This is a genomic window from Roseinatronobacter thiooxidans, assembly GCF_001870675.1.
Lineage (GTDB): Bacteria > Pseudomonadota > Alphaproteobacteria > Rhodobacterales > Rhodobacteraceae > Roseinatronobacter > Roseinatronobacter thiooxidans.
This window is the reverse complement of sequence record NZ_MEHT01000002.1, coordinates 1-15,112: the sequence shown is the minus strand read 5'-3', so window position 1 is coordinate 15,112 and position 15,112 is coordinate 1. Positions and strand designations below refer to the sequence as shown.

Here is a 15,112-nt window from a genome sequence, read left to right as displayed (position 1 = left end):
CTGTTCCCTTTAGGCGAGCGCGTGGCGGTGATGGGCAGCATACCGGCCCGTCACATAGTGAGAAAGCTGGCGCTCGATATCCGCCAGCATGGACGACGCACCCAGCCGGAACAGGCTGGGGCGCAGCCAGTCGCGCCCCAACTCCTCGCGCATCAAGACCTGCCAGTTCAGCGCGTCCTTGGCGGTTTTCATGCCGCCTGCGGGCTTGAATCCCACAATATGGCCGGTCGCGGCGCGGTAATCGCGGATGGCGCGGCACATGGTCAGGCCCACAGGCATGGTCGCATTCACCCCTTCCTTGCCGGTTGAGGTTTTGATGAAATCCGCCCCCGCCTGCATCGCCACGCATGACGCGGCATAGACGTTCGAGAGAGTGACCAGATCGCCAGTGGCCAGAATGGCCTTGAGATGCGCTGTGCCGCAAGCCGCGCGCATGGCGGCAACCTCGTCATACAGCGCCGACCAGTTGCCCCCCAGAACATGCGCGCGGGTGATCACGATGTCGATTTCCTGCGCGCCCTGATCGACAGCATAGCGGATTTCGGCAAGGCGCAAATCCAGCGGCATAAGCCCCGCAGGAAAGCCGGTTGCGACCGAGGCGACAGGTATCCCCGACCCTTCCAGCGCGGCCACAGCGGTGCTGACCAGAGTGGGATAGACACACACAGCCCCTGTCTGCGGCATCGCCCCCAGCCCCAGCCCCGCGACAATTTCATCTGCCAATGGCCTGCGCGCCTTGGCGCATAGCCGCCGCACGCGGTCTGGCGTGTCGTCGCCTGCAAGGGTTGTCAGGTCCATACAGGCAATGGCATTGACCAGCCACGCAGCCTGATATGGCCCCTTAACGGAGCGGCGCGCAATCAGGCTGGCCGCGCGGCGGTTGCTTGCGGGGCGGTTCACAGCAATGAAGCTGTCGCAATCAAGGGCAGTTCCGGGGTTGTGGGGATGGGTCATGCAGTCCACTCTGGCAGATGTCAGGGCAGTATGGGCATGCCGGAACGGCGAGGCAATCCCTGTTTCAAATTCATGTGCTGCCCATGCAAGATGATGTTGACGAAACTCGTCGGGTATAATAACTGACTATATCAGTAGGAATTGAGCGGCGCGCCGCGAAAGGGAAACGCCAGAGCGGCGTTGTACCGGGGTCCTGTTCCTGCATATTCTTAACATGACCCGATGAGGTAAACCATGAACTTTCTACGAAATTCCGTCATTGCACTTGCCGCCCTTGCCGCCACACCGACGCTGGCAGACCTGACGCTGTATTCAGGCCGTGGTGAAACGCTTGTTGCCCCGATCATCGAGCGTTTCACAGCAGAAACCGGCATCAATGTTGCTGTGCGCTATGGCGGCACGGCGGAACTGACCATTCTTCTGCAAGAAGAAGGCGACCGCACACCTGCGGACCTGTTCTGGGCGCAGGATGTGACCGCGCTTGGCATGCTCAAGCCCATGTTCGCCCAGATGCCCAGCGAGACGCTGGACAAGGTCGAACCCGTCTACCGCGATGCCGATGGCCGCTGGATTGGGGTGTCTGGCCGTTCCAGACTGATCATTTACTCGCCCGAACGACTGTCCGAGGATGAGTTGCCATCGACAATGGCAGAGCTGACAGACGAGCGGTTTCGCGGGCGCATGGCGCTAACGCCGACCAACGGCTCTTTCGTGGCGCATGTTGCTGCCTTGCGCGAGGCCACCAGCGATGAATTCGCGCTGGAATGGTTGCAAGGGCTGGCCGCGAATGACCCGATCATCGTGCGCAACAACACTGCCGGCTATCAGGCCATTGCCGATGGCGAAGCCGATATCATGCTGACCAACAACTACTATCTGGGCCGGTTTCTGGCCGCTGACGCCGATTTCCCTGTGGCGCAAACCACCTTTGAAGCCGGTGATCTGGGCAACCTGATGATGGTGGCAGGTATTGGCGTCATGGAAGGCAGCGCACATATGGATGACGCCGTGGCCTTGGTGAACTTCCTGCTTGGCCAGACCGCGCAACAGTATTTCACTGGCAGCGTGTTTGAATTCCCCGTCACAGGCGAAGGAATTGTGCCGGTCCAAGGGCGCGGCCTGACATTCGAGCAGGCGACAGAGGCTGCACCAGAGTTTGACCTTAACCTGATCGTTGATATGGAAGGCACTCTGGACCTTATCCGCGAATCGGGGCTGATTTGACACTTGTTGACCTGATACCGGGCCGCCGCCTACCGGCGGCCCGTGTGCTGTTTTCGGCACTGGGCCTCGGGATCGGGGCCTTGATGCTATTGCCGATCTATTACCTGCTGTTGCGCGCCTTTCAGGCCGATTTGCCAACAGTCTGGGCCTTGTTGACGCGCCCGCGTACTGGGCAACTTCTGATCAATACCTTTTTACTGACAGCCTGTGTGCTGGCGCTGTCCACGGTTATTGCCTTGCCGCTGGCATGGCTGGTCAGCCGCACCGACCTGCCGGGGCGGCGTGTAATCAATGTGCTGGCAGTGTTGCCGCTGGCGGTGCCGGGCTATGTGATGGCCTATGCGCTGATTGGCCTGTCGGGAAATTACGGGTTTCTTAATCAGGTGTTTGGCGTAACCATCCCGCGCATGCAGGGGCTTTGGGGCGCATCCCTTGCGCTGGCGCTGTATTGTTTTCCCTATCTTTACCTGAACCTGCGCGCAGCCTTTGCAGGGCTTGATCAAGGGTTGGAAGAAAGCGCGCGCGCTTTGGGTTGTGGCCCGAAAGAAGTGTTTGCCCGCGTCACCCTGCCCCATCTTCTGCCTGCGCTGATGGCGGGGTGGCTGGTGATCGGCCTTTATGTGATCGGTGATTTCGGCGCGGTCGCGCTGATGCGCTATGAGGCGTTTTCTTTTGTGATCTACCAGCAATACACCGCCGCCTTTGACCGGCTTTATGCGTCATGGCTGGCGCTGATACTGATCGCAATCGCGCTATCCGTGGTCTGGTGGGAAAGCCGCCTGCGCGAGGGCGCAAGCTATGCGCGCACCGGCTCTGGCAGTGGCACGGGGTCCAAGCGGCTGGCCTTGGGCTGGGGTGGTCGGTTCGCGGGCTGGAGTTTTTCTGGCGTGGTCGTGCTTGTCTCGTTGGGCCTGCCAGTCGCGGTGCTGGGTTTCTGGATGACGCGCTCGCCCATCGGCCCTGTGCTGCAACCGCTGTTCAACAGTTTCATGCAATCGCTGTCAGTCGCTGTGCCATCCGCGCTGATGGCCGCGCTGATGGCGTTGCCTGTGGCGGTGCTGGCCGTGCGCTACCCCTCGCGGCTTTCCACGCTGATCAACCGGCTGGCCTTCGTGGGCTATGCCATTCCGGCGCTGGCCTTTGCGCTGGCATTCGTGTTTTTCTCACTCCAAGGCGCGCGCTGGTTGTACCAGACGCATACATTGCTGATCACGGTCTATGCGCTCAGCTTCCTTGCGCTGGCAATCGGGCCGATCCGCTCGGCCTTTTACCAGACACGCCCCTCGATAGAGGAATCGGCCCGCGCGCTGGGGCATGGCCCGTTCTCGGTGTTCTGGCGCGTCACGCTGCCGTCCATCAGACCCGGCGTTGTTGCAGGCATGGTGCTGGTCTTTGTGATTGCCATGAAGGAATTGCCAATCGCCTTCCTTCTGGCCCCGACAGGTTTCAGGCCGCTGTCGATCACCATGTTCTCGCGCACGTCCGAAGGTATGCTGGTCGAGGCCGCACCCTATGCCGCAGCCATCATGGTGTTTTCCGCAATTTTTGTGGGCTTCGTGTTGCGTCATGACAAGAAGGCAGGATAAATCACCCTTATGAATGACATGACCCCGCGCCCCAAGATCCTTAGCTTCAAAATGCCCGCCGATGCCTCGCCGCTCGGATTTCGGGCAAAGCCGACGAAGATATTGCTAAGCGTCGAGAAGTTGCGCAAACAATTCACCAAGGGCGAGGCTGCGGCAGTCGAGCGTGTCAGCTTTGATCTGGGCGAGGGTGAGATGCTGGCGCTGCTTGGCCCCTCTGGCTGCGGCAAGACCACGACTTTGCGCATGATCGGCGGGTTTGAAACCCCAGATGACGGGCGCATTGCATTGAACGGGCGCGACATTACCCATTTGCCACCAGAGGCGCGCGGAATCGGCTTTGTGTTTCAGGATTATGCCCTGTTCCCGCATCTGAGTGTTCTGGACAATGTGAAATTCGGCCTGCGCAAACTTTCCCGCCCGCAGGCAGAGGCGCGCGCGCGCGAAATGCTGGCGCTGGTCGGGCTAGAAGCACTTGGCGCCCGCAAGCCGCACGAATTGTCCGGCGGGCAGCAACAGCGCGTGGCCTTGGCGCGCACTTTGGCAGTGGCCCCGCCGCTGGTGCTGCTGGACGAGCCGTTTTCCAACCTTGACGCCGCAATGCGGGTCGAGACGCGGCAGGAAGTGCGCAAATTGCTGAAAGCGGCAGGCTCTGCGGCAATTCTGGTCACCCATGATCAGGAAGAAGCCATGGCCGTGGCAGACCGGATCGCCGTGATGGAAAAAGGCCGCGTCATCCAGATCGGCACTCCGGACGAGATTTACCGCAACCCCGTCTCTGCCTTTGTCGCGTCCTTTCTGGGGCGCTCCAACATCCTTGCAGGCACTGCCTCTGGGATGGAGGTCAAGACCGAGTTCGGCACCCTGCCCTTGTCGCGCGCAGCGAATGGGGCGGTGTCGCTGTCGGTGCGGCCAGAGCAGATTATGCTGGAAGCAGACCCGGATGGCCCTGCCTCGGTCGTCGGGCGCGAATTTCGAGGGCATGACCAGCTCTACTGGGTGCAAGAGGGCGAGCGCTGCATGCTTGTCATCTCTGGCGCGGGCGCAATGATCGATGTGGGCGCGCGGGTGCGGCTGCGTATTTGCGATTGCGTCGTGCCATTGGCCTAACTCATCTGCGCCACGGGCTGGGGCGAAAGCGGCTTTTGCGCCCTGCTTTCGGAATGTCGGATTTCACAAAGCGATACTGGGCCTCGGCATGCGGGGGCTGGCCTGCGCAGCGTGCCCAAAACCCCCGCCCGCCCATGCGCAACCATAGCGGCACACACAGGATCACACCTGCGATAAACCCGCCCGCATGCGCCCAATAGGCAACGCCCCCTGCATCTGCGGGCGTGCTTAGCCCGCCCAACAACTGGAACACGAACCAACTGCCCAGCACCAGCCATGCGGGAACAGGGATGACGCGGAAGATGATGATCAGGAACAAGAACATATCAACGCGCGCGCGCGGGTAGAACAGGAAATACCCCCCCAGCACGCCCGCAATCGCCCCCGATGCGCCCACCATCGGAATCATCGAAGCGGGTTCGGTTGCATATTGCAACCCTGCCGCCGCCAACCCGCAGACCAGATAGAAGATCAGGAATTTCCAATGCCCCCAGATTTCTTCCATATTGTCGCCAAAGATCCACAGAAAAAGCATATTCGCGCCCAGATGCAGCAAATCGCCATGCAAAAACTGGTGCGAAATAAGCGTGGCGTAGCCCTCGCCATATGTCAGGCGCGCGGGCAGCATGCCCCATTCAAGGAAAAACCGGCTTAGCGCGTATTCATCTGCGAATAACGGAAAATACAGCGCAAAGACCACCACATTTGCCGCCAGCAACGCATAGGTCACATAGGGGCGCTGGCTGGAGGGGTTGTGGTCACGGATGGGGATTAGCATGGGCGGGTGCTTTTCAACAAAAACGGCGCCCAGAAATGCTTTCTTGGGCGCCGTTGTGAAGCCGTAAGTCTAGGGCTGCACGCCTTATTCGGCGGTCAGCAAGGGCGGTTTATTGCCAGTGATCCGCTTTGCATCTGGTCCGTCGATGGTCAGTGCAATGGCACCGTCACGGACATGCACATGCACAACCCCACCTTTGGCAAGCTTGCCAAACAACAACTCCTCGGCCAGCGGTTTCTTGATGTATTCCTGGATCACACGCGCCAGAGGCCGCGCGCCCATCTTGTCATCATAGCCCTTCTCGCCCAGCCAAGCTGCTGCTTCCTCGCTCAGATCAATCGTGACATTGCGGTCCATCAACTGCGCTTCAAGTTGCAGCACAAATTTCTCGACCACACGGTTGATCACTGTTCTTGGCAGCGGTGCAAAGCTGATGACCGCATCCAGACGGTTGCGGAATTCGGGTGTGAAGGTCCGCTCGATCGCGGCGGTATCCTCGCCCTCGCGCCGGTCACGGCCAAAGCCGATCGCCGCTTTCGCCTGCTCTGTCGCGCCCGCGTTCGAGGTCATGATCAAAATGACATTGCGGAAGTTCACGGTGCGTCCGTTATGGTCGGTCAGCTGGCCATGGTCCATGACTTGCAGCAGGATGTTATACACATCCGGATGCGCCTTTTCCATTTCATCCAGCAGCAGAACACAATGCGGATGCTGGTCCACACCATCTGTCAGCAACCCGCCCTGATCGAACCCCACATATCCGGGAGGGGCACCGATAAGGCGGCTGACCGCGTGTTTTTCCATGTATTCGGACATGTCGAACCGCAGCAATTCCACCCCTAGCGAATCTGCCAATTGCTTGGCGACTTCGGTTTTGCCAACACCTGTAGGCCCTGCAAACAGGTAGTTGCCAATGGGCTTTTCAGGCTCTCGCAGGCCCGCGCGCGCCAGTTTGATGGCAGATGACAAGGCCACGATTGCCTGATCCTGACCGAAGACCACCCGCTTGAGGCTGGCTTCCAGATCGCGCAGCACTTCCGAATCGTCCTTGGACACGCTTTTGGGCGGGATACGGGCGATTTTGGCAACAACCGCCTCGATCTCTTTCGGGCCGATGGTTTTGCGCCGCTTCGATTCCGACACCAGATGCTGTGCGGCACCCGCCTCGTCGATCACGTCAATCGCCTTGTCGGGCAATTTGCGGTCGTTGATGTAGCGCGCAGACAGTTCTACCGCGATCTTGATCGCGTCATTGGTATAACGAATATCGTGATGTTCCTCGAAATAGGGCTTAAGGCCCATCAGGATTTTGATCGAATCCTCAACTGTCGGTTCCACCACGTCAATTTTCTGGAAACGCCGCGACAAGGCGCGGTCTTTCTCGAAATGCTGGCGGAATTCCTTATAAGTCGTGGACCCCATGCAGCGCAGTTTGCCACCCTGAAGCGCGGGCTTCAGCAGGTTGGATGCATCCATCGCGCCGCCAGATGTGGCCCCTGCCCCGATCACTGTGTGGATTTCGTCAATGAACAGCACCGCATCGGGGTGATCTTCAAGTTCCTGCACCACGGATTTCAGACGCTCTTCAAAATCGCCCCTATAGCGCGTGCCAGCCAGAAGCGCGCCCATGTCGAGCGAGAAGATCGTGGAATGGGCCAAAATCTCGGGCGTTTGCCCTTCAACGATCTTTTTCGCCAAACCTTCGGCAATCGCGGTTTTGCCCACGCCCGGGTCCCCCACCAGCAGCGGGTTGTTCTTGCGGCGGCGGCATAGAACCTGAATGCAACGCTCTACTTCCGAGGCGCGCCCGATCAGCGGGTCTACTTCGCCTTTGCGCGCTTTCGCGTTCAGATCGACGCAATATTTGCCAAGGGCGGTTTCCTTGGATTTGTCTTCGGGCTTGGCTTGCTCTGCCTCTTCCTCATCTGCGCCAGAGACAGGGCGGCTTTCGGAATATTGCGAATTTTTGGCCACGCCATGCGCGATGAAGTTCACCGCATCATACCGCGTCATGTCCTGTTCTTGCAGGAAATAGGCCGCGTTCGATTCGCGCTCGGCAAAGATTGCAACCAGCACATTTGCGCCTGTCACTTCGTTGCGGCCGGAGCTTTGCACATGGATCGCCGCGCGCTGGATCACGCGCTGGAAGGCGGCTGTCGGCACCGCTTCGGACCCTTCGATATCTGTCACCAGCGAGGCAAGTTCTTCTTCGACAAAGTCGAGCAAAGTCTTGCGCAACCCGTCAAGATCGACATTGCAGGCCAGCATCACGCGACTTGCATCAGGCTCATCAATCAATGAGAGCAACAGATGCTCAAGCGTTGCAAATTCGTGCCGGCGGGCATTGGCCAATGCCAAGGCACCGTGGATGGATTGTTCGAGTGTTGTCGAAAAGCTTGGCACGTCAGACGCTCCTGTTTCTAATGGTCACCGGGATCACCGGCTTCCGGTATCGCCTCATAGTCTTAAACTTCGGTTTTATTCGTCAACCTTCAAGACTTATTTCGTAAACTTTGCCCTATCACCCGTGATCTGGCAATTTTTATTATAAAATGCCCATGTGCTGGTCGCCTAGAACCTGTCTTTCAGGTCTCGCAGATAGGCAAACATTTCAAGATCGGTGCTGGTCTCGCGGTCATGTCTGGATTTGAGGTAGCTTTGCCGGGCGCGAAGAAAAGGGTTTGTGGCCTTTTCCTGTGCGAGAGTGGCCACAGCCATCGGCTGCCCTTCGGCGCGGGCTGCTTCCAGCGCGGTCAGCCGGTCATGCAAAGCGGCATTGTCGGGGTCCACACTCAGCGCGAAAGCACCATTGCCTTTGATATAATCGTGGCCCGAGCAGATGCGCGTCTCATCGGGCAGTGCCATCAGTTTGGTCAGACTGTCCCACATTTGCGCAGCGCTTCCCTCAAACAAGCGCCCGCAACCCAAGGCCATCAGACTGTCAGCGGTGAAAACAAGGTGGCTGTCCGGGAAATGAAACGCGATATGGCCGACTGTATGGCCCGGCACGTCAATCACTTGCCCAAGCGCGCCCCCCACTGCCACGCTGTCGCCTTCGCTAAGGCCGTGATCAAGCGGTGGCAGGCGGTGGCGATCCGCATTTGCCCCCCAAACCGAGGCGCCGGTTGCAGCGCGCAGCGATTCCACACCGCCAATGTGGTCGTCATGGTGATGCGTGATCAGAATGTCCGTCAGCGTCCAGCCAGACTGCGCCAAAGCCCGCAGCACAGGTTCGGCTTCGGGCACATCGACCACAGCTGTGCGCCCGCTGGCGGGATCATGGATCAGATAGGCATAATTGTCGCGCAGGCAGGGGACGGCCTTTAGCGTCAGGGGCATGGTGTTTTCCTTGCATTTCCGTCTTATATGGTCAGTGTGAGGTAAGACGCGACATGGCGCAACCCTTCGAATACGCGAGACAGAATGCATCAAGACGTCTGCTTCCTGCGTGATTTCTATTATTCGAGCGCGCTTGGGCGCGCCGCACAAAAGGCCATGCGCGACCGTTTGAGCGCCTGCTGGCCCTCGGTGGCGGGGCTGTCTGTGGCAGGGTTCGGCTTTGCCGCCCCGCTCTTGCGCCCCTGCCTGCAAGATGCGCGCCGCGTGATTGCGCTAATGCCTGCGCAGCAAGGTGTGATGCACTGGCCCGCAGAGGCCGCAAACCATTCGGTACTTGTCGAAGAAACGAACTGGCCCATTGCCAGCGACAGCATCGACCGTCTGGTGGTGCTGCACGGGATAGAAACATCCGACCGTCCTGCCGCCTTGATGGAAGAAGCCGCGCGCGTGACAAAGATCGGTGCCAAAGTCGTGTTGATTTTGCCCAACCGCTCCGGGCTTTGGGCGCGCCGCGATGGAACACCGTTTGCCTTGGGGCGGCCCTATTCTTTGGGTCAGGTCGAAACGCTGCTGGTCGAGCATGGATTCGCAGTCGAAAACCACTCTGCCGCGCTGTTCTTTCCACCAAGGGACCGCGCAACTTGGCTGCGCTGGGCCATGGTGATGGAAAACATGGGCCAGAAACTTTCACGCTATCACGCAGGCGGCGTCCTGCTGGTCGAAGCGATGCGCGTGGCCGATGCCCCCCGCCCCAGCGGGCTGAGCGTGCGCGAGCGCAAACCCTTGCGCATTCTGGACCCTGTGCGCGCGGGCGGAACCCAGCCAGCATGGCGCGGGAAACCCAACCAGTCTAGCGCCCCCGCGGCCAAAACATGGGCCGAGGAATCATCATTGCCGGCGCGGCGATAATCTGTCGGATCATGTGCGGCAATTTCGCGCGCCGTCGCAGCTTTGGCGCTGATAGCGCAACCTTGTGGCAGATTGTCGCAATACATATCTCATTATTTCGTGCCTTTCTCACAATGGCGCGACCTTGACGGTTGCAGCATAAAAAACCCTCTGCTAAACCCCCCTCGATTTCACATGCCGCGTCTAGGTTAGCATTCATGATATCGGGCCGACGCGAGGTCCGGTAAAAACAGATGGAAGGATGGACGTGTCCGAACCAGCTTCGATCTCCACTGGCATTGCAAAACGCTATGCCACGGCAGTGTTTGAACTCTCCAAAGAGTCCAAATCTCTCAAATCTCTGGAAGCAGATGTTGATGCGCTGGAAGGCGCGCTGACACAAAGTGCTGATTTGCGCAATTTGTTGGTGTCGCCAGTATATTCCCGCGATCAGGTTGCACAGGCCATCACCGCAGTTGCGGCCAAGATGAACCTGTCCCAAACCGTCAGCGGCGCTTTGGGGCTGATGGCGTCAAAGCGGCGGCTTTTTGCGCTGCCGCATATGCTTGTCGCACTTGGTGACATGCTTGCAGCCGAAAAAGGGGAAGTGACAGCGGAAGTAGCCTCTGCAAGGCCGCTGACCCCTGCACAGGAACAAGACCTCGTCAAAACGCTGAAAGCGCGTATTGGTAAGGAAATCAAATTAAAGTCGACCGTCGATACAACGCTGATTGGCGGTCTTGTCATCAAGGTGGGCTCGCAAATGATCGACACGTCGATCCGTGCGCAGCTCGCGGCCCTCCAGAACAGTATGAAAGAGGTCGGATAAATGGGTATCCAAGCAGCTGAGATCTCTGCGATCCTGAAAGAGCAGATCAAGAACTTCGGTCAGGATGTGGAAGTTGCAGAAATTGGCCGTGTGCTGTCCGTCGGTGACGGGATTGCGCGTGTGCACGGGCTGGACAATGTTCAGGCCGGTGAAATGGTTGAATTCCCCGGCGGCATTCGCGGCATGGCGCTGAACCTTGAAGCAGACAATGTCGGTATCGTTATTTTTGGCGATGACCGCGGCATCAAGGAAGGCGATACCGTCAAGCGCACCAAGTCCATCGTGGACGTGCCTGTAGGTGACGAATTGCTGGGCCGTGTTGTCGACGGTCTGGGCAACCCGATTGATGGCAAGGGTGCGATCAACACATCCAAGCGCTCGGTCGCCGATGTGAAGGCCCCCGGCATCATCCCGCGGAAATCCGTGCATGAACCGATGGCAACCGGCCTGAAATCGGTGGATGCGATGATCCCGATTGGCCGTGGCCAGCGCGAATTGATCATTGGTGACCGCCAGACCGGCAAAACCGCTGTGGCGCTTGACACGATCCTGAACCAGAAAAGCTACAACGAAGCTGCTGGCGATGATGAAAGCAAGAAGCTGTATTGCGTCTATGTTGCGATCGGGCAGAAGCGCTCGACCGTGGCGCAGCTGGTGAAGAAGCTGGAAGAAACCGGCGCGATTGAATACACAATCATCGTGGCGGCAACAGCATCCGACCCTGCCCCCATGCAGTTCCTTGCGCCCTATGCCGCAACCGCAATGGCCGAACATTTCCGTGACAATGGCCGCCATGCGCTGATCATCTATGATGACCTCTCCAAGCAGGCCGTGGCCTACCGCCAGATGTCACTGCTGCTGCGCCGCCCACCCGGCCGCGAAGCTTATCCCGGCGACGTGTTCTATCTTCACTCTCGTTTGCTGGAGCGTTCGGCAAAACTGAACGAAGATCACGGCGCAGGCTCTCTGACGGCGCTGCCGATCATCGAAACACAGGGCGGCGACGTGTCGGCCTTTATTCCGACAAACGTGATCTCGATCACAGATGGTCAGATATTCCTTGAAACCGAACTGTTCTATCAGGGTATTCGCCCCGCTGTTAACACGGGTCTGTCCGTGTCGCGGGTTGGCTCTTCGGCGCAAACAGATGCGATGAAGTCGGTTGCTGGTCCGGTGAAGCTGGAACTCGCGCAGTACCGCGAAATGGCGGCATTCGCACAGTTCGGCTCTGACCTCGACGCCTCTACCCAGAAGCTGCTGAACCGTGGCGCGCGTCTGACCGAACTGATGAAGCAAGGCCAGTATTCGCCCATGACCAATGCCGAGATTGTCTGCGTGATCTTTGCAGGCACCCAAGGTTATCTGGACAAGGTTGCCGTCAAGGATGTGGGCCGCTTCGAAAAGGGTCTGCTGGCGCATCTGCGTGGCCGCCACAAGGCGCTGCTCGATGACATGACCGTCAATGACCGCAAGGTGAAGGGCGAGTTGGAAGAGAAAATTCGCGCTGCTCTGGATGAATTCGCGAAAGACTTCGCCTGAGGGCGATGAGAGGACGAGCGTATGCCTAGCCTCAAGGACCTGAAAAACCGGATCGCGAGCGTCAAATCGACGCGCAAGATCACGAAAGCCATGCAGATGGTCGCGGCGGCGAAACTTCGCCGCGCCCAGGATGCGGCGGAAGCCGCGCGCCCCTATGCCGATAAAATGGCCGATGTGGTCAATGGTCTGGCGGCCTCGGTCGCCGGATCAGAGACTGCGCCAAAGCTTCTTGCAGGCACCGGCAGCGATCAGACCCACCTTCTGGTGGTGATGACCGCTGAACGCGGCCTGTGCGGTGGCTTCAACTCTTCGATCGTGAAAATCGCGCGTTACCGCGCCGAGAAACTGATCAAAGAGGGCAAAACCGTCAAAATCCTGACAGTCGGCAAGAAGGGCCGCGAACAGCTGAAGCGGGATCTGTCTGCACATATGGTCGATCATGTCGACCTGAGTGATGTCAAACGCGTTGGCTTCGAGAATGCGTCCGATATCTCGAAAAAAGTGCTGGAAATGTTCGACGCAGGCGAATTCGATGTGGCGACGATCTTCTACAGCCGCTTCGAGTCGGTGATCAGCCAAGTCCCGACGCCACAGCAAATCATCCCTGCTGTGGTGCCGGAAGATGCACAAACCGATGCGCTATATGAATACGAGCCATCGGAAGAGGCCATTCTTGAAGACTTGCTGCCAAGATCGGTGACAACACAGATTTTCACTGCTCTGCTGGAAAATGCTGCCTCGGAACAAGGTGCGCGCATGTCCGCGATGGACAACGCCACGCGCAACGCGGGCGACATGATCGACAAGCTGACAACGGTTTACAACCGCTCGCGTCAGGCTGCGATCACCAAAGAGCTTATCGAGATCATTTCGGGCGCCGAGGCGCTCTGACGAAACCGGAGAGATAGACAATGGCTTCAAAAGGCAAAATCACACAGGTGATCGGCGCCGTGGTGGATGTGCAGTTCGACGGCGAGCTGCCCCCCATCCTGAACGCGCTGGAGACTGATAATAACGGCAAGCGTCTGGTGCTGGAAGTGGCCCAGCACCTTGGCGAAAGCACTGTGCGCACCATCGCCATGGACGCGACCGAAGGTCTGGTCCGCGGTCAGGAAGTGCGCGACACAGGCGAGCCGATCATGGTTCCCGTGGGCGACGCAACCCTTGGCCGCATCCTGAACGTCGTGGGCGAGCCTGTGGACGAAGGCGCACCGATTGAAGCGACAGAGCGTCGCGCAATCCACCAGCCTGCACCCGGCTTTGCAGCACAATCCACGGAATCGGAAATTCTGGTAACCGGCATCAAGGTCATCGACCTGCTGGCCCCCTATTCCAAAGGCGGCAAGATCGGCCTGTTCGGTGGTGCTGGTGTGGGCAAAACCGTGTTGATCATGGAATTGATCAACAACATCGCCAAAGTGCATTCGGGCTACTCGGTTTTCGCCGGTGTGGGCGAGCGCACACGCGAAGGCAACGACCTGTATCACGAGATGATGGAATCGGGCGTTATCAATATCGACAACCTGTCAGAGTCCAAAGTGGCACTGGTTTACGGCCAGATGAACGAGCCTCCCGGTGCGCGTGCACGCGTGGCACTGACCGGCCTGACACTGGCCGAGCAGTTCCGCGACCAGTCGGGCACAGACGTTCTGTTCTTCGTTGACAACATCTTCCGCTTCACACAGGCGGGTTCGGAAGTGTCGGCACTTCTGGGCCGTATTCCTTCGGCTGTGGGCTACCAGCCCACACTGGCCACCGACATGGGCCAGTTGCAGGAACGCATCACCTCGACCAAGGCAGGCTCGATCACCTCGGTGCAGGCGATTTACGTTCCTGCGGATGACTTGACCGACCCTGCGCCTGCGACATCCTTCGCCCACCTTGACGCAACCACTGTTCTGTCGCGTGCGATTTCGGAACTGGGCATCTACCCCGCTGTGGACCCGCTCGATTCCAACTCGCGCCTGATGGATGCGACCTATATCGGGGAAGAGCATTATCAGGTAGCCCGCGATGTGCAGGGTATCTTGCAGCGCTATAAATCGCTTCAGGATATCATCGCCATCCTTGGCATGGACGAACTGAGCGAAGACGACAAGCTGACTGTGGCACGCGCGCGGAAAATCCAGCGCTTCCTGTCGCAGCCTTTCGACGTGGCCAAGGTCTTCACCGGCTCTGACGGAATTCAGGTTCCGCTGGAGAAAACCATCGCATCGTTCAAGGCCGTGGTTGCTGGCGAATATGACCATCTGCCCGAAGGTGCCTTCTACATGGTGGGTGACATCGACGACGTGATCGCAAAAGCCGCGAAGATGGCAGCAGCGGCCTGAGGAGGGTCTAATGGCTGAGATGATGCAATTCGACCTGGTCAGCCCCGAGCGCAAACTTGCCTCGGGCCAGGTGCGCGCAGTCCAGATTCCGGGTGCGGATGGTGATCTGACGGCCATGAGCGATCATGCCGCGACCATCACCACATTGCGCCCCGGTGTTCTGACGTCTGAAGGGCCAGAGGGCAACACACGCTATGTCGTGACCGGCGGCTTTGCCGAGATCACACCGCAAGGCACATCCGTGCTGGCAGAGCGTGCCTTCCCTGCCAATGCCGAAGGGCGCGCAGCGCTGGACGTGATCTTGCAGGAGATGCGCACGAAAGCGGCCAACAGCTCTGGCGCGGACAAGGACGCGCTGGACAAAGCGGCAGATGATCTGGAACGCGCAATCTCGTCTATCGCCTGACGCGGTTCAAACGATAAATATCAGCCCCGGTTCAGCCTCTGGACCGGGGCTTTTTTGTGCCAAGTCACGCAGAAACCGCGCGCCGCATATGGCGGCAATAGACACGGATCATCGTAAGCATCCGCCGAGGGC

Annotated in this window: 13 protein-coding genes; 9 read left to right on the top strand and 4 right to left on the bottom strand. The window is 58.9% G+C overall.

The window, feature by feature from the left end; translation table 11 throughout:
- Window positions 1-9 precede the first annotated feature (9 nt).
- Window positions 10-954 (bottom strand): deoxyribose-phosphate aldolase, encoded by a 945-nt coding sequence (gene deoC, locus BG455_RS01655; RefSeq protein WP_071468231.1) that lies wholly within the window; start codon window positions 952-954, stop codon window positions 10-12.
- 234 nt (window positions 955-1,188) lie between these two features.
- Between deoC and BG455_RS01650 the strand changes: the two genes are divergently transcribed.
- The 3 genes from BG455_RS01650 to BG455_RS01640 are packed head-to-tail and all read left to right on the top strand — an operon-like array spanning window position 1,189 to window position 4,871.
- The gene (locus BG455_RS01650) at window positions 1,189-2,178 is read left to right on the top strand and encodes an extracellular solute-binding protein (RefSeq protein ID WP_071468230.1); all 990 of its coding nucleotides are present in this window, start codon (window positions 1,189-1,191) and stop codon (window positions 2,176-2,178) included.
- Window positions 2,175-3,764, top strand: a complete 1,590-nt coding sequence (locus tag BG455_RS01645; RefSeq protein ID WP_245735442.1) for an ABC transporter permease — start codon at window positions 2,175-2,177, stop codon at window positions 3,762-3,764. The genes BG455_RS01650 and BG455_RS01645 overlap by 4 nt, the downstream gene beginning before the upstream one ends.
- A 9-nt stretch (window positions 3,765-3,773) precedes the next feature.
- Window positions 3,774-4,871, top strand: a complete 1,098-nt coding sequence (locus tag BG455_RS01640) for an ABC transporter ATP-binding protein (protein ID WP_211307087.1) — start codon at window positions 3,774-3,776, stop codon at window positions 4,869-4,871.
- A 1-nt stretch (window position 4,872) separates the two neighbouring features.
- On the opposite strand, the gene BG455_RS01635 is transcribed toward BG455_RS01640, so the two are convergent.
- The 3 genes from BG455_RS01635 to gloB form a co-directional block, all read right to left on the bottom strand.
- Window positions 4,873-5,649, bottom strand: coding sequence for a rhomboid family intramembrane serine protease (locus BG455_RS01635; RefSeq protein WP_071468229.1), 777 nt, complete (start codon window positions 5,647-5,649; stop codon window positions 4,873-4,875).
- 84 nt (window positions 5,650-5,733) lie between these two features.
- Window positions 5,734-8,052 carry an ATP-dependent Clp protease ATP-binding subunit ClpA gene (gene clpA / locus BG455_RS01630; RefSeq protein ID WP_071468228.1) on the bottom strand — a complete coding sequence of 773 codons (2,319 nt, stop codon included), beginning with the start codon at window positions 8,050-8,052 and terminating at the stop codon, window positions 5,734-5,736.
- Window positions 8,053-8,220: 168 nt separating this feature from the next.
- Window positions 8,221-8,988: a hydroxyacylglutathione hydrolase gene (gene gloB / locus BG455_RS01625; protein ID WP_071468227.1), complete on the bottom strand. Its 768-nt coding sequence runs from the start codon at window positions 8,986-8,988 to the stop codon at window positions 8,221-8,223.
- 84 nt (window positions 8,989-9,072) lie between these two features.
- Between gloB and BG455_RS01620 the strand changes: the two genes are divergently transcribed.
- From BG455_RS01620 to BG455_RS01595, 6 genes are all read left to right on the top strand, one after another.
- Entirely contained in the window at window positions 9,073-9,897 is an 825-nt protein-coding gene (locus BG455_RS01620; protein WP_071468226.1) for a hypothetical protein, read from the top strand.
- Window positions 9,898-10,144: 247 nt separating this feature from the next.
- Window positions 10,145-10,705 carry a F0F1 ATP synthase subunit delta gene (locus BG455_RS01615; protein WP_177190862.1) on the top strand — a complete coding sequence of 187 codons (561 nt, stop codon included), beginning with the start codon at window positions 10,145-10,147 and terminating at the stop codon, window positions 10,703-10,705.
- The gene (gene atpA / locus BG455_RS01610; RefSeq protein ID WP_071468224.1) at window positions 10,706-12,244 is read left to right on the top strand and encodes a F0F1 ATP synthase subunit alpha; all 1,539 of its coding nucleotides are present in this window, start codon (window positions 10,706-10,708) and stop codon (window positions 12,242-12,244) included.
- A 21-nt stretch (window positions 12,245-12,265) separates the two neighbouring features.
- Window positions 12,266-13,135 (top strand): F0F1 ATP synthase subunit gamma, encoded by an 870-nt coding sequence (locus BG455_RS01605; RefSeq protein WP_071468223.1) that lies wholly within the window; start codon window positions 12,266-12,268, stop codon window positions 13,133-13,135.
- A 20-nt stretch (window positions 13,136-13,155) separates the two neighbouring features.
- The gene (atpD, locus tag BG455_RS01600) at window positions 13,156-14,574 is read left to right on the top strand and encodes a F0F1 ATP synthase subunit beta (protein ID WP_071468222.1); all 1,419 of its coding nucleotides are present in this window, start codon (window positions 13,156-13,158) and stop codon (window positions 14,572-14,574) included.
- Between the two features lie 10 nt (window positions 14,575-14,584).
- On the top strand, window positions 14,585-14,980 hold the full coding sequence (locus BG455_RS01595; protein ID WP_071468221.1) for a F0F1 ATP synthase subunit epsilon: 396 nt from the start codon (window positions 14,585-14,587) through the stop codon (window positions 14,978-14,980).
- Window positions 14,981-15,112: the final 132 nt, after the last annotated feature.